Below are 16,134 nucleotides of genomic sequence, written 5' to 3'. Positions count from 1 at the left end.
CACGCGGTATGACAAGGTCGCCGTCCGCTACGAGGCCGTCCTCCACATCGCCGTCATCAACGATTGGCTGACCTGCCTTTGAGACACGCCCTAGCGGCCTCAGTTCTCACTCGGCATGGAGGACGGCACCGCGGCCGGCGCGCCGCCGTCGCGCTCGATCCCGCGGGCGCCCCGGGCCTGGCCGGGACCGCCGCGGCGGTCGTGACCGCGCTCCCTGAGGGTCAGCCCAGCCGTTCCTCGCGCCGGCGGATCACCTGTATCAGGTCCGCGGCCCGCTCCTTGATGAGGTCGAGCCCGGCATGGCCCCAGGGACGCGGCTCGCGGTCGATGACGCAGATCGTGCCGAGCACCGTTCCCGTCCGGTCGATGAGGGGAGCGCCGACGTAGGTGCGGATGCCGAGCTTGTCGACGACCGGGTTGCCGGCGAACCGCGGGTAGTCGCACACGTCGTCCAGGACCAGCGCCTTGCGCCGCACGACGACGTGCGGGCAGTAGCCGTGGTCCAGCGGTGCCTCCCGGCCGAGCTCGACGGCGTCGGCCGGGTCGGCGCCCGGCTGCCGCGGCGCGTACAGGCCGCCGAGGTACTGCTGGTCGGTCACGAAGTTCACCATCGCGAACGGCGGCAGGTCGGTGCCGGCGAGGTGCCGGGCGGCCTCGGCGAGGTCGCGGGCGAACGCGTCCAACTCGGCGTCCGGGGCCTGCCCGAGCCGCAGTTCCCGCAGCCGGACGACCCGCTGGGGCACCTCGGGGTCGACGGGCGTCAGCAGGTGGCCGGACGGTTCGTAGAGCGGGTCCTGGATCACGGGGGCTCCTGGGGCGGGTCGGCGCTGAAGGGAGGCGGGGTGGTGTCGGACGGAAGCGGTGTCAGACGGCGGCGGACGGGACGGCGACGAGGAGATGGCCGATCAGCGCCCGCAGCACCGCCGTCGCGGAGCCGCCGTCCCGCGCGTCGCAGAGGACGATCGGCACCCGCGGGTCGAGCCCGAGCGCGGCGCCGACCTCGTCCGGGGCATAGCGGAACGCGCCGTCGAACTCGTTGACCGCGACGAGGAAGCGGGTCCCGCGGTTCTCGAAGAAGTCGACGGCCTCGAAGCAGTCCGCGAGCCGGCGGGTGTCGGCGAGCACGATCGCGCCGAGCGCGCCCGCGGACAGCTCGTCCCACATGAACCAGAAGCGCTGCTGGCCGGGCGTGCCGAACAGGTACAGCACGATGCCGTGCTGCTCGATCGTGATCCGGCCGAAGTCGAGGGCCACGGTGGTGGTGGACTTGCCCTCGATCCCGCCGAGGTCGTCGGAGCCGGCGCTGGCGGTGGTGATGAGCTCCTCGGTGTTCAGCGGCTCGATCTCGCTGGCGGCGCCGACGAACGTCGTCTTCCCGACGCCGAACCCGCCCGCGATGAGGATCTTGACCTGCGTCGCGGACGGCGCGGACGCGTCAGGCTCGTTGAAGGCCATCGAGCAGTTTCTCCAGGAGGGCTCGGTCGGTGGGGTCGGCCGCGGTGCGCCGCGCCTGCGTGCTCATGGCGCGGCAGTCCAGCAGGTCGGCGAGGAGGACCTTGGTGACGGTCACGGGGAGCCGCAGGTGCGCCGCGACCTCGGCGACCGACGTCGGGGCGCGGCAGCAGGCGAGCGCCTCGGCGTGCTCCGGGGCCAGTTCAAGGGGGCGCCGGCCGGTCGCCACCACCAGCGACAGCAGGTCGAGCCGGACGGTCGGGCGGGTGCGGCCGGCGGTCACCGTGTACGGGCGCACGAGCGGCCCGGCGGCGGCGTCGACCCAGATCTCCTCGCCGCCGGCCGTCATGGCGAGGGGGCTCGGTCGTTCGCCGCGGCCGCCGGCCGCGCCGCGGTGTGCAGGAACGGCCGTACCGCGCGGATCAGCCGGGCCATCTCGAAGCCGACGACGGCCGGGTCGGCGTCCGCGCTCGTCATCACCGCGAGCACGGAGTTGAAGCCGGCCCAGGAGATGAACAGCTGGCTCGACCGGAGTTCGGCGACGACCTGCCGGACCTCGTTGCTCCCGTCGAACCTGGTGCCGGCGCTCCGGGTGATGGAGAAGAGGCTGGAGGCGAGCGCCGCCATCTGCTCCGCGCTGGTGCGGTCGAATCCGTGGGCCGCTTTCAGCATGCCGTCGGCGGACAGCAGCACGCTGCCGCGGATGGCCGGGACCTCGTCGCCCAGCCCCCGCAATAGCCAGGCGAGATCCTGCTCCTCGTTCGGGGGCACAGCATTCAATGGGAGCTCCTCGTCATTTCCTGGTGGCTCGTCATTTCCCGGTGTCCGGCCCGTCCACGGCGCCGTCATTCTCCAGGGCGCTGCGCATGCCCTTCTGGAATGCCGCCATCAATCCCGGATTGTGCTCGGCCTCCTGGTCGGGCTCCCGGTGGACGGGGGCGTTCGCCAGTTCGGGCGACAGGTGCTTCTGCGCCTGGCGGCGCGGCAGTTCCGGCCGCTCGCCGTCCGGCTGCGGGACGGCGGGCCCGGCGGCCTGGACCGGCATCGGCGGCTGCGGCCCGGTCTCCCATGTGGGCGCCGCGGGCCGGTGGGGGGCTCCGGGTGCGGGTTCCGGCCGCGGGGGTGCGGCGTGCCGGGGGCCGGGCGGCGGTCCGGCCGGGGCCGGTGCGGGGGCGGCGTGCCCGGCCTGCGCAGGCGGCTCGGCCTCCTCCGGCCCGCCCGCCAGCTCCGTCGGGATCACGACCACGGCCTGCGTCCCGCCGTAGACGTTGGTCTGGAGCTGGACGCGGACCTTGTGCCGGCGCGCCAGCGCGGAGACGACGTGCAGGCCGATGCGCCCTTCGCCCAGCAGTTCCTCGGTGTGGCCCCGCTCATGGTCGGCGAGCAGCTCGTTCAGCCGCCGCTGGTCCTCGCGGGGGATGCCGAGGCCGCGGTCCTCGACCTCGACGGCGAGGCCGGCGGCGACGCTTTCGACGCGGACCAGCACCTGGGTGTGCGGCGGCGAGTACTTCGTGGCGTTCTCGATGAGCTCGGCGAGCAGGTGGACGATGTCGGCGACCGCGCTGCCGTGCACGCTGCCCTCGGCGGGCGGCACGACCTTGACCCGCTTGTAGTGCTCCACCTCGGCGATGGCCGAGCGGAGCATCTCGTACACGGTCACCGGCCGGGTCCACTGGCGGCGGGACGCGGCCCCGCCGATCACCGCGAGGCTCTCGGCCTGGCGGCGGGTGCGGGTGGCGAGGTGGTCGACCTTGAACAGCCCCTTGAGCAGGTCGGGGTCCTCGACCTGGTTCTCCAGCCCGTCCAGGCCCTGGATGGCGCGGTGCGACAGCGACTGCATCCGGCGGGCGAGGCTGACGAACACGCCGACGCGCCGGTCGCCGGCCGCCCGCCGGCTCGCGGCGTCGAGCACCGCGTTCCACGCCTCGCCCTGCGCCCGGCGCAGCTCGCCGGCGAGCTGCGCGGCGGGGTCGCCCGGGTCGGCGGGCGGCGGGTCCTCGGTCCAGCGGGCGACCGGTTCGCCCGCGCCCAGCCGGTCGGCCATCTCCCGCAGCTCGCGCCGGCCGCGCGCGGTCAGGAAGGCGAGCTCGCCCAGCTTGCGGCGCACGGCCTCCAGGTCGCGGCCGGCGCCCTGGGCCCGGTGCCGCTCCACCCGCCGGGTCGCCGCGTCCGCCGCCCACGCGGCGGCGAGCAGGACGGTGACGGTCCCGAGCGCGGCGACGACCAGGACGGTGCGCGCCGACCGCGGCGGCGCGCCGCCGTCGTACAGCGCGGCGACGGCGACGGTCCCGAGGAGCCCGACGGCGGCCGCGGGAAGCACGGAGATGGACAGATGGACGACGCGCATGCCGGTCTGGCGGTGCCTGCCGTAAGCAGGGGTCCTGTCGTAACGCTGGACGTCCCGGCGATCGGCCCCGGCGGCGGGTTCGAAGAAGTCAGGCATCGGCGTCCTCGGTACATCGGACTTTGAAGATCAATAAACTGAGCGGTACGAATTCGTCCGCCCACGGCCGCATCCAGGCTGACACAATGCCTCTACGAGGACGCGCGGAATGCCGAGATTCCAGCGATCCGGGTGCGATTTGCTGTAATTAGTCCGTAATGTCACACTCACCCCTGACCATGGATTGTCGCCCTGCAAAACACCATCTCAGCGCATATGGCGATCTGAAACGGTAGGGAACGGAGCGCTATTGGAATGGTCCAATAGCGCTGGCGGGACCGCGTTTCAGCGGGCGGGCGGGTCCCGGCGCACGCGCGTCCAGGGCCAGGTGATCACTGCCCAGCCCGCCAGGAGGATCACGACCTCGGCCAGCACGTACCACGGCCAGGGGCCGAGCAGGTCCAGCGCCGAGCCGGTGGTGGGCTTGGCGTTGAGGTAGCCGTAGTTCGTCCCGGCGATCTCGTTGAAGACGAACGCGCCGGCGGCCCACGCCACCGTGACCGCGACCGCGAACCGGTAGGAGCGCCAGTCCGGCCGCATCCCCAGCCCCCAGGTCAGGTACACCGCCGCCCACACGATCATCAGGTGCATGCCCCAGAAGGCCAGATAGTCGATGTCGGGGTAGTCCCCGCCGTTGAGCGCCGGCGTGAGCAGGCCCTGCACCGACAGGGTGAGCCCCCAGTAGTAGGTCAGCGCGTACCAGCGGCGGCCGAGCGTCCACAGCGCGCCGGCCGCGGTCAGCCAGGCCACGTCGCACAGCTGCAGGGGCAGCGACCCGCCGATCCGCCACTCCGCGGGCAGCAGGGTGTGCACCTGCGTGCCGACCATCACGAACAGGATCGCCAGCGCGTAGGCCCGGCCGAAGCCCTTCGCCTGCTCGCCGGGCGCCTCGCCCGGCTCCGGCGCCCGCTGCCCGCGGCCGAGCACCACGAGCACGGCGCAGCCGATCGCGAACACCCCGAGCACCGCCCAGTGGGACGGCCCGTACGCGACGAAGCGACCGGCTGTGATCAGCGGCATTCGGTGATGCTAGCCGCTCGGACGCCGCCGCCGGCCGAGCCGCTACGGGCGAGAGTGTCGGCAGGGGCCGTTAGGTTCCGGGGCCATGATCGAGACGGTGGACATTCCGGTCGAGTGGCGCGAGCACCTCCATCCCCGGCACGGCGGCGTCGCCGGGCCGGACGTCGTCCTGGACGAGAAGGCCGCACGGCGGGCGCGCGAATGGGACCGCGCGGCGCGCCCGATCGCCGCGGAGATGGCGGCGCACGAGCGCACCGCCCCCGCCCTCCGGGAGGCCGTGCGGGCCTGGCTGGACGGCGTGGCCGACCCGGTGGGCGCGGCGGTCCTGGCCGCCGTCGCGGTGAAGTACCTCGACGACGTCGACGGCGCCGCCTTCGTGGACGCCTGGGTCCTGGACCATGGCCCGGCGTTCGCGGCCTGCGCGCTCACCGAGGCGTCCTCCATCGCCCTCGGCCCGCGGCCGAGACCGGCGACGCCGGGTCCGGACGGCGTCATCCGCGTCGTCCTCCACAGCTACACGGTCCCGCCGAAGGGATGGCGCGGCGAGCTGCGGCGCACGGCGTCCCGGGACCACTCCCTCGACCATCGGTGGATCGCCGAGGACGCCGCGGTGAAGCGGCTCCGCGCGCTGCTGGCGGCGGCTCCCGAGGACGAGTACCGCGACGCCGTCGCGCGGCTGGCGGCGCACCGCGGCGACCCGGCGAGGCGCCGCACGGCCTCCTACCTGGCCCCGACCGAGGCGGCCTGGATGGACGAGGCCCTCGCCGACCGGTCCCAGACGGTTCTCGGGCACGACCACCTGCTGTGCTCCGCGTCCACCCCCGACCATGTCGGCCGGATCGGCTGGACGCCGGTGTCGCCGGGCGTGCTCGCGACGCTGCTCGACGGGCTGGGCGCGGACGCCTTGCCGCTGCTCGAACGCGCCCTCGCCCACGACTGCCGCCACATCGACGAGGCGCGTCCCCTCGTGTTGAAGGCGCTGCTGGGGATCGCGGACGAGGGGATCTTCCCGATCCTGCTCGGCCATATGGGGATCAAAGGCGTGCCGGCCGCGCTCGAAGAGGCGGCCGACCAGTATCCGGTGGAGGCGGTCCGGGCGCTGGCGCCGTTGGTCCACGAGGGGTCGGTCCGGGGGCTGCAAGCGGCCGGGCTTCTGCGGGGCCTGCTGCACGCGCGGCCCGACCTGGCGGAGGCGCTGCCGCAGGGGACGGCGGAGGACCTGCTGCCGCGTCCGGCCGTCCCCGACTGCGACGACCTGCCGGCCGTGCTGGCCGGCAGGCCCGCTCGCGGCACGAAGACCGACTGGGCCGACCCGGCCTCGCTCCCGCGGATCCTCACCCGCGACCGCGACCGGGCGCTTCCCGCCGACGCGACGAAGCGCCTGCTCGGGCTGCTCGCGAGGAAGGCGCCCGAGGCCGCGGACGTCCGGGACTTCTGCGACCGGCACTCGCTGGCGGAGTTCTCCTGGGCGCTCTTCCAGCGCTGGTACGCGCTCGGCGCGCCGACCAAGCACAACTGGGCGCTCGCCCAGCTCGGCCTGATCGGGGACGACACGACGGTGCGGCGGCTCACTCCGCTGATCAAGCAGTGGCCGGGCGAGGGCGGGTCCGCTCGCGCCGTCGCGGCGCTGGACGTGCTGGCCGGGATCGGCTCCGACGTCGCCCTCGCCCACCTGTTCGAGCTGACCCGCCACGGCAGGTACAAGGGGTTCAAGGCGAAGGCGGCGCAGAAGGTCGACGAGATCGCCGCCACGCGCGGCATCACGCCGGACGACCTCGCCGACCGCGCCGTCCCCGACTTCGGCCTGGACGGGAAGGGCACGCTCGTCCTGGACTACGGCCCGCGCCGGTTCACGGTGACGTTCGACCAGCAGCTCGTCCCGCTGGTCGTGGAGGCGAGCGGGAAGGTGCGCAAGAGCGCGCCCAAGCCCGGCCCGAAGGACGATCCGGCGCTCGCCCCGGCCGCGCACGCGCTGTTCAGCGGCCTGCGCAAGGACCTGCGGACGATCGCCGACCGGGAGATCAAGCGCCTGGAGAAGGCCATGATCGCCCGGCGGAACCGGACGCCGGACGACTTCCGCCGCCTGTTCGTCGAGCACCCGCTGCTGGGGCACATCGTCCGCCGGCTGGTGTGGATCACCGATGACGGCACCGCCTTCCGCGTCGCCGAGGACCGCACCTACGCCGACATCAACGACGACGCCTTCGCACCGGCGCCGGACGCCCGGATCGCCATCGCCCACCCCCTGCTGTTGGGCGATGACCTCGACGCGTGGGCGGAGCTGTTCGCCGACTACGAGATCCTGCAGCCGTTCGAGCAGCTCGGACGCCCCGTCTACCGGCTGACGGACGACGAGCGGAGCGCGCGCAGGCTCGCCCGCGTGGAGGGTCTCGTCCTGCCGTACGGCAAGGCGAAGGGCCATTCGCAGGGGCGCTGGGAGTCCGTGGACGCCGACGGCGCCTTCGCCGGGGGGTGGCTCGCGCGGCGCGACCCGGCGGGCCTGTACGTCGTGGCGGGCCTGAGTCCCGGCCTCGGCTACTACATGTACGGCGAGGGCGATGACCAGGAGATCACCTGCCTGTGGGCGGGCCCGGCCCCGGCCCGCGAGCCGCAGGACTCCGTGCCGCTCGGCGACGTGGATCCGGTGACGATGAGCGAGGCCGTCCACGACCTCGTGCGCAGCGCGTCCTGACCGTCCCCGCCCTCTTGGCCGGAACCCGGCACGTGGGTGACGTGAACCACTCATGTGAGACAATGATGTCTCATACGAGGTAGCATCGTCTCATGACGTTCGATCGCGAGCGGGTCCTCGCCGACGCGGCGGAGCTGCTGTCCCGGAAGGCGACCGCCACCCAGGACGAGATCGCGCAGGCCGCCGGGATCAGCCGCGCCACCCTGCACCGCCACTTCGCGGGGCGGGACGGCCTCGTCCGCGCGCTCGAGGAGCTGGGCCTGCGCCGCCTGGAGGCGGTGATGGACGAGGCCCGCCTCGACGAGGGCACCGCCGCCGACGCGCTGGTGCGGCTGGTCGAGGCCAGCCGCCCGGTCGCGGCGTTCCTCGGCTTCCTCGCGACCGAGAACCAGCTGTTCGAGGGCGAGCAGATCAACGCGGGCTGGGAGCGGCTCGACGCGCGCATCGCCGCGCTGTTCCGGCGCGGCCAGGAGTCCGGCGAGTTCCGCATCGACCTCTCCCCCGCCTGGCTCACCGAGGCCCTCTACGGGCTCATCGCGTCCGCCGCCTGGGCGATCCAAGCCGGCCGGACCGCGCCCCGCGACTACACCGCGATGATCACCGGGCTGCTGCTGGGCGGCGTCGAGCGCCGCCGGAAGACTTCGTAAGGACCGTGCCACCATGACCACCGCGCCGCCGCACGCGCCCGTGCGGCACGCCCGCGCCCCCGGCCGCTGGGTCTCGCTCGGCGTCCTCGTCCTCGCCGTGCTGCTGGTCGCCGTCGACGCGACCGTGCTGGGGCTCGCCACCCCGTTCATCAGCGAGGACCTCCGGCCGTCCGGCGCCCAGCTGCTGTGGATCGGCGACGTCTACTCGTTCGTCATCGCCGGCCTGCTGGTCTCGATGGGCGGCCTCGGCGACCGCATCGGCCGCAAGCGGCTGCTGCTCGCGGGCGCCGCCGCGTTCGGCGCCGTCTCGGTGCTCAACGCCTACGCCACCGGCCCCGGGCTGCTCATCGCGGCCCGCGCCCTGATGGGCGTGGCGGGCGCGACCCTGATGCCGTCGACGCTGGCGCTGATCCGGAACATCTTCACCGACCCACGGGAACGTTCCATGGCGATCGGCGTCTGGGCCTCCAGCGTCTCGGCGGGCGCCGCCGTCGGCCCGCTGGTCGGCGGCCTGCTGCTGGAGCACTTCTGGTGGGGCTCGGTCTTCCTGATCAACCTGCCGGTGATGGCCGTGCTGGTCGTGGCCGGCGCGCGGCTGCTGCCGGAGTCGAAGGACCCGTCGCCGGGGCCGTGGGACCTGCCGAGCGCCGCCCTGTCCCTCGTCGGCATGATCGGGACGGTCTACGCGATCAAGGAGGCCGCGGCGCACGGCTGGTCCGCGCAGGTCGGCGCGGCCGCCGTCGCGGGCGCCGCCGCCCTCGCCTGGTTCGTCCGCCGGCAGCGGACCCTCGCCTCGCCGCTGATCGACGTCCGGCTGTTCCGCGACCGCGGCTTCAGCACGGCCGTCGCCGCCGACCTGCTCGCCGTGCTCGGGCTGGCGGGGCTGGTGTTCTTCCTGTCGCAGTTCTTCCAGCTCGTCCAGGGCCGCTCGCCGCTCGAGGCGGGGCTGGCGGAGCTGCCCGCCACCATCGGCTCCATCGTCACCGGGCTGCTCGCGGCGCTGGCCGTGCGGCGGACGTCGGTCCGCACCGTGGTCGCGGGCGGGCTCGCGGCCATGGGCCTGGCGCTGGCGCTGCTCGCCGGCCTGCACGCCGGCACCGGCTACCCGCTGCTGTTCGCGGCGCTGCTGCTCGCCGGGGCCGGCGCCGGGTTCGCCTTCGCGACGACGTCCGACATGATCGTCTCCCTGGTGCCGAAGGAGCAGGCCGGGGCCGCGTCCGCGGTCTCCGAGACGGCCTACGAGCTCGGCGCCGCGCTGGGCATCGCACTGCTCGGTTCGATCACCACCGGCGTCTACCGGGGCTTCGCGACCCCGGACGGCGTCCCCGCCGGCGCCGCCGCGGCGGCGCACGACTCGATCGGCGGCGCCGCCCAGGCGGCCGCCGCGCTCGGCGGTCCCGAGGGCCAGGCGCTCATGGAGGCGGCCCGTGACGCCTTCGCCGCGGGCCTGCGCTACACCGCCGGTGTGGGCGCCGCCGTCCTGCTGGCGACGGCCGTCGCCGCCTGGGTCCTTCTCAAGCCGCAGCGTCCGGGCGCCATCGCCGACTGAGGCCCTGTCCCGGACCCGGCCGGGCGGGACGGATGGCGGAGCGCCGTCCGTCCCGCCTGCTCTCAGCGGTGCGAGGGGTTGTAGCCGAGGCCGCGGAGCCGGTCCGCGGCGAGCCGGGAGACGTTGTGGTCATGGTCGGTGGACGCGTACTGGTGGATCGTCCACTGCTTCCATGGGGACGGGGCGGTCACCCGTCCCGGCGCCTTCCCGTAGTGCGCCACCCACAGGGGATAGCCGCCGAGGCCGTCGCCGTGCTCCTGCGCGAACGACCACGAGCTGTAGAAGAACGCCTTCACGCCGGTCTTCCGCTGGACGTGCTCCAGCCAGCGCTTGGCCCACGCGTTGACCTGGTGGTCGGACCTGCCGTCGGTCGTCTCCAGGTCGAGCATGAGCAGGTCGCCGGGCTGGAGGCCGGCGGACGTGACCGCCGACAGGAAGTGGTCGGCCTCCCGCACCGGGTCGTTCTTCGGATGCCCGTAGTGGTACGCGCCGCGGACCAGGCCGTTCTGGCGGATCTTCGCCCAGTTGGCGGGGAAGGTCGCGTCGTCGTGCCCGGTCCCCTCGGTGGCCTTGGCGATGCCGAACGCGAGGCGGCCGCCGCCCCAGTCGACGCCCCGGTCGTAGGTGGACACGTCCACCCCCTGCGGGAGGGGCCTCGACTGCTCGACGGCCTGGGACGGGGCCGCCTTCGACGCGGCGGCACCGGACGGGACCGCGTTCGGTGGGGCGGCGTTCGATGGAGCGGCGTCGGACGGGGCGGCCAGGTGGAGCAGGGCCCCGCCGGCGATCGCCGACGCCGCGAGCAGCTTCGCGAGCCGTTTCATCGGTCCTCCTCCCTTGTGGCGGGTGCCGTGGTGGCCGCCGTCGTCGCGCGCCGGTGCTTGAGGAAGACCAGCAGCGAGAGCGTCAGGAAGAGGACCGCGCCGACAGCGCTCCACAGCTCGACGGGCGGACCGTCGGTGGGAGCCGGCCGGGTATAGGCCATCGCGGCCGTCTTCGCGCCGCCCCCGGATGGGGGGCCGCCGTGATGCGCCGGTGCGGTGGCCGGCTTGCGGCCGATCGGGACCTTCTCGGGGTGCCCGTAGCCGACGACGTCGTCCTGGTCGCGGACCTTGCGCTTGACGAACCGCCCGTCGACGTTGCCCTCGATGGTGTGGATCCGCCCGCCGTCGACCTTGGTGACGATCCCGACGTGGTCGATGCCGTCGATGCCCTTGCCGCCGGACCAGTCGTAGAAGACCAGCGCGCCGGGGGCCGGCTCGGTGTCGAACGCCTTGTGCTTCTTGAAGAACGCCGCGTGCGAGGGCGTGTAGGCGTAGGCCCCGACCTGCTTGGCCACGCCGGCCTTCGTCGCGCCCCAGACGAGGAACATGTCGCACCAGGCCGCGTTCGAGAAGTCGTAGGAATGGTCGACGTTCTTCGAGTACCAATCCCCGAACTTGGTGTAGCCGCCTCCCTTCTCCGTGTACCCGAGCTCGGACTCGAGGTTATTGATCATTTCTTGGATGCCCGTGTCCAAGGGCCGTCCACCTCTCCTTTTCCGCCTGCCGGGTTAGCTGACGGGTTCGGGCCAGGAGACGGCCCTACCGCTGGCGACCAGCGGATTCACCCCAACGAACCTGGGTCCCCGGCTCCCTCTGGAGGGATTCGGCGGCCGGCCGGACTTCGGCCGATGCGGTGGAGACTAAGCACGGAATAAGGGCGTCACCAAATTTCCATGGCAAATAAATTATGCATAAGAAGGCACGCCGGAAAGCGAAATCCCCGGCGCCGTCGCGGTTCGCGGGCGAGCTTTTTCATGCACCCGGGTGCCGCATCAACCGATCGGTGGACCCGCCGGGTCGCCCGGACGGCGCGCGCCGTTCCGACCATCACCGGATGGGACCGGGCCCGCCGGCGGCGATCGTGGTCCTTGAACGGCCGGAACCGAGCACGAGGAGGACGTCCGTTGAACGACACGATCGGCGCGGCGATCCGCCTGCGGCGCCGCGCGCTGGGCATCACGCAGGCCCGGCTGGCCCGGATGGCCGGCCTCGACCAGCCGGCGGTCTCCCGCCTGGAGTCGGGTTCGCGCCTCCCGCCGCTGCCGGTGCTGGAGCGCGTCGCGAACGCTCTCGGGCTCCGCCTCACCATCGGCCTGGAGTCGCCGGCGGCACCGCCGGACGACCCCGCCGCGCCGCCACCGCGCTGAACGGGCCGGGCCCGGCGGCCGGATGCGGCGGCGCGGCCGGGCGGCCGGGGTCAGCCGGGCAGCCGGATGAGGCGCCGCTCGACGGCCGCGGTCACCGCGGCCGTCCGGGTGTCGACGCCGAGCTTGCCGAAGATGTGCACGAGGTGCGTCTTGACGGTGGCCTCGCTGATGAACAGGTTGCGCGCGATCCGCTGGTTGGACAGTCCCTTGGCCAGCAGTTCGAGGATCTCGATCTCGCGCGGGCTGAGCGCCGGGGCCGGTTCCCGGACCCGGTTCATCAGCCGGGTCGCGACCCGCGGCGACAGCGCCGTCTCGCCCCGCGCCGCCGTGCGGATGCCGCGGAACAGCTCGTCCGGCGGGCCGGCCTTGAGCAGGTACCCGTCCGCGCCGACGTCGATGGCGCGGGCGATGTCGGCGTCGGTGTCGTAGGTGGTCAGCACCAGCACGCGCGGCGGGTCCGGCAGCGCGAGGATCCGCCGGGTGGCCTCGACGCCGTCGATGCCCTCGCCGAGCTGCAGGTCCATGAGGACGAGGTCGGTGGGGACGAGCCCGGCCTGCCGGACGGCCTCCTCGCCGTCCGCGGCCTCCGCGACGACCTCGATGTCCGGCTCGCCGCCCAGCAGGGCGCGCAGCCCGGCCCGGACCACGGGGTGGTCGTCGACGATCGTCACGCGAACCGCGGTCATCCGGTCCTCCTCTCCCCCGGCGCCGCCGCGTCCCGCCGCGGGACGGCGGCCGCGACGACGGTCCCCGCGCCGGGCGCGCTCTCGACGGTCAGCTGCCCGCCGACCTCGGCGATCCTGTCCCGCATCGCGGGGATCCCGTAGCCGCGGCCCGGCGCGGACGCCGTGCGGGACGGGTCGAAGCCCGACCCGTCGTCGGCGACGTCCAGCGACACCGCGTCGTCCAGGTAGGTCAGCGTCACCACCACCGTGGACGCGCCCGCGTGGTCGCGGGCGTTGGCGACGGCGCCCTGCGCGACGCGGAGCATCGCCGTCTGCACGCCGACGTCCAGGGGATATTCTTCCCCCTCCGTCCGGAACCGCACCCTCGGGCCCGCCGCCCGCGACTCCGCGCCGACCAGGTCGGCGAGCGCGCGGGGCAGGGACCCGGCGCTCAGGCCGGGCGGTGCCAGCGCGCGGACGAAGTGGCGGGCCTCCTCCAGGTTCGCGGCGGCGGCCTCGGTCGCGTCCCGCAGGTGGCGGCGGGCGGCGTCCGGGGCGGTGTCCCACTGCCGGTCGGCCGCCTGGAGCAGGATCCCCATGCTGGTCAGCCCCTGCGCGAGGGTGTCGTGGATCTCCCGGGACAGCCGCTCGCGCTCCTCCAGGACCCCCGCGGCGCGCTGCGTGGCGGCCAGCTCGCCGCGGGTGCGGACCAGCTCGTCGATGAGCCGCTGGAGCTCCAGGAAGATGACCGCGGCCATCGCGGCGACCGCGACCGGCGCGAGCACCAGGCTCGGGTCCAGCCGGTCCGCCAGGTAGATCTCCGCGAAGATCACCGCGCCGGTGAGCACGACGACCGTGACGATCGCGGCGCGCGGCGTCAGCAGCCGCAGCGCGAGGAAGAACAGCGGGATCGCGCACCAGGCGAAGCTCGGCGCCGCGATGACGAGCACCAGCCAGAACAGCACGACGACGGCGAGCCAGGCGAGGCGTCCCCGGCGGCCGAGCGCGTCCCATCCGGCGACGCCGGCCGCGTAGGCCACGGCCGTCACACCGCACAGCACGAGCCACACGGTGGTCATGCCGCCCAGGCCGTGCCGGACGACCAGCCGGGACGCCGACGCCGCGAGCAGCAGGAAGAACCCCGCGTGCATCGCGAGGTGGATCCGGTGCTCGGTGCCCGTCACGTCTGCTGTCTCCCCCCGCGAACCGCCGCGCAAGCTTCCACGAGCAGCCTTCACGGCCCGTCGGCCTGCGGCATCGTCCGATCGGTTGATCCGGGCGTCCACCGGTCCGATCCGCGCGATCGACCGTGCCCGCGATGGCCCGGCGCCCGTTCCCGGCGAGGCTCGAAGACGTATCGACGACCACCACGAAGGAGCACCACCATGCGGGAGCCGCAGACCACCGAGACCGCGCCGGAGTCCGGGAGGCGGCGCGTCCGCGTCCGGACCCTGGCGGGGGCCGCCGCCGGGCTCGCCATCGTCGCCGGCGCCGTCGGCGTGTCCGCCGCCGGGGCGTCCGCGGCCGCCGCCGCGCCGGTGAAGGCTCCGCCCGCGCCGCAGGCGGTGCAGGACGTCCGGACGCTGAACACCGACGCCGCCCTGCGGATCGCGACGGCCGTGCAGAAGGAGGCGGCCAAGCAGAAGCAGCGCGTCGCGGTCGCGATCGTCGACCGGTCCGGGGACGTGCGCCTGGTCGTGAAGGGCGACGGCGCGGGCCCGCAGACCGTGGACTCGGCGAAGCGCAAGGCGTTCACCGCCGTGTCGTTCGGGCAGCCGACCTCGAAGCTGACCGGGAACGCGACCGGCGACGGGCCCACCGTCCGCGACATCCCCGGCACGCTGTTCCTCGCCGGCGGCGTCCCGGTCGCCTCCGGCGGGTCCCCGATCGCGGGGATCGGCGTCGGCGGCGCGCCGCAGGGCGCCATCGACGAGAGCATCGCCCAAGCGGGCCTGAGCGCCGTGCAGGGCCGGCTCGGCTGAGCGTTCCGCCGGGGCGGGCGGTCGCGCGCCCGCCCTCGGCGGAACGGCGTCAGCGGACCTGGAAAGGCAGGTGCGAGCCGCCGTAGACGAGGACCGGGATCGTGATGAAGAGGACCACTCCCACCGCGAGCGCCGGAAGGAACGCGGCGACGGCCGTCCGGCGGGCGCCGCGCGGCAGCCACCCGAGCACGAGCACCGCTCCGGCGAGGTTGAAGAGGGCGTAGCCCAGCCGGTACTGGGTGCTGTAGCCGAGCAGCAGCCGGACCGCCTCGGCGACGAGCAGCCCGGCGAGCCCGGCCGCCGCGAGCCCCGCCCACGCGTCCGCGCGCCTGGTCACAATGCCCCGCCAGGCCGAGCAGCGGCCCGCCGGTCAGCGCCACCGCGAGCCAGAAGACCCAGAGGGTCCCGCGCAGGTCCGAGGTCAGGCCGAGGACGGTGAGGTAGAACGCGCAGACCATGCCCGTCAGGAAGGCGGCGGCGTGGACGGCGGCGGCCTCGGGCGCGTCCGCCCGGCGGCCGATCCACCCGGCGCCCACCACCCACACTCCGGCGAAGATCGCGAGGAGGTGGAACGGGCGGTAGAAGACGGCGAGCTCCGTCATCGCACCTGACAGCGTTCCGAGGACCAGGAAGACCCCTGCTCGTCGCATCATGCCTCCAGTCTCGACGGACGGGCCGTCGCCGGGCATCACCGCACAGGGTGATGCTGGACGGCGCGCGGCAGCCGTCCCCCGCCCCTGACGGCGGTCATCTCAGGGATCCCGCTGGGAGGACCGGAGCCGTTCGGTGAAGATGTGGTTGCGGTCGGCGCGGCTGCCGGGCGTGCGGCCGCGCCCCCAGCCGACGACGCGGCGGTACTCGCCGAACGCCCCGGCCAGGGCCGCCTCGTCGGTGTGCGGGGAGCCCGCCGGGGCCGGTCCGCTGAACGGCGCGACGTACAGCGCGTCGGCCGGGCAGTGGGCCTCGCACATGAAGCAGGTCTGGCAGTCGCCCTGCCTGGCGATCACCGGCAGGCCGTCCGGACCGCGGTCGAACACGTCCGTCGGGCAGACCTTGACACAGATGTCGCACTTGACGCAGCGCGCCGCGCTCACGACCTCGATCACGCCGGCACCTCCAGGGGCTCCGCGGCCGTCCACGGATCGTCGAGGCCGCCGGTCAGCAGGCGGTGCTCGAACCGCGGCAGGGTGGGGAGGCCCTCCAGCCGGTGCAGGCCCCGGGACTCCTCGCGCGCCAGCGCGGCGCGGTAGCACCAGCGGGCGTGCGCGGCCATCGCCGCCGCCGACCGCGCCCGGAGGCGCTCGCGGCCCGCCCCGGCGACGCCCTCGGACGCGACGCGGTCCCACAGCGCGTCCAGCGAGGCCAGGGAGCGGCGGAGCCCGGCGCGCGTCCGGAAGAGGTTGCGGTCGAGCGGCAGCATCTCCGCCTGCACCGCCCGGACGACCTCCGCCGCGTCGAGCCGGGCCGGCCCGGGGACCGCCCGGCCCGCGGGG

17 protein-coding genes, 2 pseudogenes and 1 riboswitch are annotated in these 16,134 nt (G+C 74.3%); of the genes and pseudogenes, 5 read left to right on the top strand and 14 right to left on the bottom strand.

Annotated features, from left to right (window positions below):
- Positions 1–221: 221 nt before the first annotated feature.
- The 6 genes from ABT299_RS50215 to ABT299_RS50190 all read right to left on the bottom strand — a co-directional run bounded on the left by ABT299_RS50215 (position 222) and on the right by ABT299_RS50190 (position 4,915).
- Positions 222–803, bottom strand: coding sequence for a GAF domain-containing protein (locus ABT299_RS50215; protein WP_347256498.1), 582 nt, complete (start codon positions 801–803; stop codon positions 222–224).
- 61 nt (positions 804–864) lie between these two features.
- On the bottom strand, positions 865–1,455 hold the full coding sequence (locus tag ABT299_RS50210) for a GTP-binding protein (RefSeq protein WP_387019847.1): 591 nt from the start codon (positions 1,453–1,455) through the stop codon (positions 865–867).
- On the bottom strand, positions 1,436–1,801 hold the full coding sequence (locus ABT299_RS50205; protein WP_387019845.1) for a DUF742 domain-containing protein: 366 nt from the start codon (positions 1,799–1,801) through the stop codon (positions 1,436–1,438). The genes ABT299_RS50210 and ABT299_RS50205 overlap by 20 nt, the downstream gene beginning before the upstream one ends.
- On the bottom strand, positions 1,798–2,223 hold the full coding sequence (locus ABT299_RS50200; RefSeq protein ID WP_347256514.1) for a roadblock/LC7 domain-containing protein: 426 nt from the start codon (positions 2,221–2,223) through the stop codon (positions 1,798–1,800). The genes ABT299_RS50205 and ABT299_RS50200 overlap by 4 nt, the downstream gene beginning before the upstream one ends.
- A 40-nt stretch (positions 2,224–2,263) precedes the next feature.
- On the bottom strand, positions 2,264–3,895 hold the full coding sequence (locus ABT299_RS50195; protein ID WP_500255175.1) for a sensor histidine kinase: 1,632 nt from the start codon (positions 3,893–3,895) through the stop codon (positions 2,264–2,266).
- Between the two features lie 285 nt (positions 3,896–4,180).
- The gene (locus ABT299_RS50190; protein WP_500255174.1) at positions 4,181–4,915 is read right to left on the bottom strand and encodes a YwaF family protein; all 735 of its coding nucleotides are present in this window, start codon (positions 4,913–4,915) and stop codon (positions 4,181–4,183) included.
- Positions 4,916–5,000: 85 nt separating this feature from the next.
- Between ABT299_RS50190 and ABT299_RS50185 the strand changes: the two genes are divergently transcribed.
- The 3 genes from ABT299_RS50185 (at position 5,001) to ABT299_RS50175 (ending at position 9,803) form a co-directional block, all read left to right on the top strand.
- Positions 5,001–7,607 (top strand): DUF4132 domain-containing protein, encoded by a 2,607-nt coding sequence (locus ABT299_RS50185; RefSeq protein WP_500255173.1) that lies wholly within the window; start codon positions 5,001–5,003, stop codon positions 7,605–7,607.
- Positions 7,608–7,699: 92 nt separating this feature from the next.
- Positions 7,700–8,254: a TetR/AcrR family transcriptional regulator gene (locus tag ABT299_RS50180; protein ID WP_500255172.1), complete on the top strand. Its 555-nt coding sequence runs from the start codon at positions 7,700–7,702 to the stop codon at positions 8,252–8,254.
- 13 nt (positions 8,255–8,267) lie between these two features.
- Positions 8,268–9,803 carry an MFS transporter gene (locus ABT299_RS50175; protein ID WP_500255171.1) on the top strand — a complete coding sequence of 512 codons (1,536 nt, stop codon included), beginning with the start codon at positions 8,268–8,270 and terminating at the stop codon, positions 9,801–9,803.
- Between the two features lie 62 nt (positions 9,804–9,865).
- Here the strand turns inward: ABT299_RS50175 and ABT299_RS50170 are convergent, their stop codons facing one another.
- Positions 9,866–10,627: a glycoside hydrolase family 25 protein gene (locus ABT299_RS50170; protein ID WP_500255170.1), complete on the bottom strand. Its 762-nt coding sequence runs from the start codon at positions 10,625–10,627 to the stop codon at positions 9,866–9,868.
- Positions 10,624–11,301 (bottom strand): CHAP domain-containing protein, encoded by a 678-nt coding sequence (locus tag ABT299_RS50165; RefSeq protein ID WP_500255169.1) that lies wholly within the window; start codon positions 11,299–11,301, stop codon positions 10,624–10,626. Before ABT299_RS50165 ends, ABT299_RS50170 begins: the two co-directional genes overlap by 4 nt.
- A gap of 27 nt (positions 11,302–11,328) precedes the next feature.
- Positions 11,329–11,466, bottom strand: a riboswitch (cyclic di-AMP (ydaO/yuaA leader).
- Positions 11,467–11,751: 285 nt separating this feature from the next.
- Between ABT299_RS50165 and ABT299_RS50160 the strand changes: the two genes are divergently transcribed.
- Positions 11,752–11,994 (top strand): helix-turn-helix domain-containing protein, encoded by a 243-nt coding sequence (locus ABT299_RS50160; protein WP_500255168.1) that lies wholly within the window; start codon positions 11,752–11,754, stop codon positions 11,992–11,994.
- A gap of 50 nt (positions 11,995–12,044) precedes the next feature.
- On the opposite strand, the gene ABT299_RS50155 is transcribed toward ABT299_RS50160, so the two are convergent.
- Together ABT299_RS50155 and ABT299_RS50150 are read right to left on the bottom strand one after the other, a co-directional pair.
- The gene (locus ABT299_RS50155; RefSeq protein ID WP_500255167.1) at positions 12,045–12,680 is read right to left on the bottom strand and encodes a response regulator; all 636 of its coding nucleotides are present in this window, start codon (positions 12,678–12,680) and stop codon (positions 12,045–12,047) included.
- Positions 12,677–13,843 carry a sensor histidine kinase gene (locus ABT299_RS50150; RefSeq protein WP_387019820.1) on the bottom strand — a complete coding sequence of 389 codons (1,167 nt, stop codon included), beginning with the start codon at positions 13,841–13,843 and terminating at the stop codon, positions 12,677–12,679. Before ABT299_RS50150 ends, ABT299_RS50155 begins: the two co-directional genes overlap by 4 nt.
- Before the next feature lie 201 nt (positions 13,844–14,044).
- On the opposite strand from ABT299_RS50150, the gene ABT299_RS50145 reads away from it, so the two are divergent.
- Positions 14,045–14,641, top strand: a complete 597-nt coding sequence (locus ABT299_RS50145) for a GlcG/HbpS family heme-binding protein (RefSeq protein WP_500255166.1) — start codon at positions 14,045–14,047, stop codon at positions 14,639–14,641.
- A gap of 49 nt (positions 14,642–14,690) precedes the next feature.
- Here the strand turns inward: ABT299_RS50145 and ABT299_RS50140 are convergent, their stop codons facing one another.
- From ABT299_RS50140 to ABT299_RS50125, 4 genes and pseudogenes are all read right to left on the bottom strand, one after another.
- Positions 14,691–14,978 (bottom strand): hypothetical protein, encoded by a 288-nt coding sequence (locus ABT299_RS50140; protein ID WP_500255165.1) that lies wholly within the window; start codon positions 14,976–14,978, stop codon positions 14,691–14,693.
- A 43-nt stretch (positions 14,979–15,021) separates the two neighbouring features.
- Positions 15,022–15,243: pseudogene (locus tag ABT299_RS50135) on the bottom strand (hypothetical protein); the annotation flags it as partial.
- Positions 15,244–15,393: 150 nt separating this feature from the next.
- Complete coding sequence (locus ABT299_RS50130) at positions 15,394–15,747, bottom strand: 4Fe-4S dicluster domain-containing protein (RefSeq protein WP_500255164.1); 354 nt, start codon at positions 15,745–15,747, stop codon at positions 15,394–15,396.
- Positions 15,744–16,134: pseudogene (locus tag ABT299_RS50125) on the bottom strand (pyridine nucleotide-disulfide oxidoreductase); the annotation flags it as partial. The gene ABT299_RS50130 and the pseudogene ABT299_RS50125, both read right to left, overlap by 4 nt.

Origin of the sequence: Spirillospora sp. NPDC000708, from assembly GCF_040299565.1 — a bacterium.
Classification (GTDB): domain Bacteria; phylum Actinomycetota; class Actinomycetes; order Streptosporangiales; family Streptosporangiaceae; genus Spirillospora.
The sequence above is the reverse complement of the archived record's forward strand: the minus strand, read 5'-3'. Positions and strand labels throughout refer to the sequence as shown.

What these genes read in the sequence shown, in the direction of transcription:
- ABT299_RS50210 (WP_387019847.1), bottom strand. Translation starts at nt 1,455, where the DNA reads ATGGCCTTCAACGAGCCTGACGCGTCCGCGCCGTCCGCGACGCAGGTC.
- ABT299_RS50205 (WP_387019845.1), bottom strand. Translation starts at nt 1,801, where the DNA reads ATGACGGCCGGCGGCGAGGAGATCTGGGTCGACGCCGCCGCCGGGCCG.
- ABT299_RS50195 (WP_500255175.1), bottom strand. Translation starts at nt 3,895, where the DNA reads ATGCCTGACTTCTTCGAACCCGCCGCCGGGGCCGATCGCCGGGACGTC.
- ABT299_RS50190 (WP_500255174.1), bottom strand. Translation starts at nt 4,915, where the DNA reads ATGCCGCTGATCACAGCCGGTCGCTTCGTCGCGTACGGGCCGTCCCAC.
- ABT299_RS50185 (WP_500255173.1), top strand. Translation starts at nt 5,001, where the DNA reads ATGATCGAGACGGTGGACATTCCGGTCGAGTGGCGCGAGCACCTCCAT.
- ABT299_RS50180 (WP_500255172.1), top strand. Translation starts at nt 7,700, where the DNA reads ATGACGTTCGATCGCGAGCGGGTCCTCGCCGACGCGGCGGAGCTGCTG.
- ABT299_RS50175 (WP_500255171.1), top strand. Translation starts at nt 8,268, where the DNA reads ATGACCACCGCGCCGCCGCACGCGCCCGTGCGGCACGCCCGCGCCCCC.
- ABT299_RS50170 (WP_500255170.1), bottom strand. Translation starts at nt 10,627, where the DNA reads ATGAAACGGCTCGCGAAGCTGCTCGCGGCGTCGGCGATCGCCGGCGGG.
- ABT299_RS50165 (WP_500255169.1), bottom strand. Translation starts at nt 11,301, where the DNA reads ATGATCAATAACCTCGAGTCCGAGCTCGGGTACACGGAGAAGGGAGGC.
- ABT299_RS50155 (WP_500255167.1), bottom strand. Translation starts at nt 12,680, where the DNA reads ATGACCGCGGTTCGCGTGACGATCGTCGACGACCACCCCGTGGTCCGG.
- ABT299_RS50145 (WP_500255166.1), top strand. Translation starts at nt 14,045, where the DNA reads ATGCGGGAGCCGCAGACCACCGAGACCGCGCCGGAGTCCGGGAGGCGG.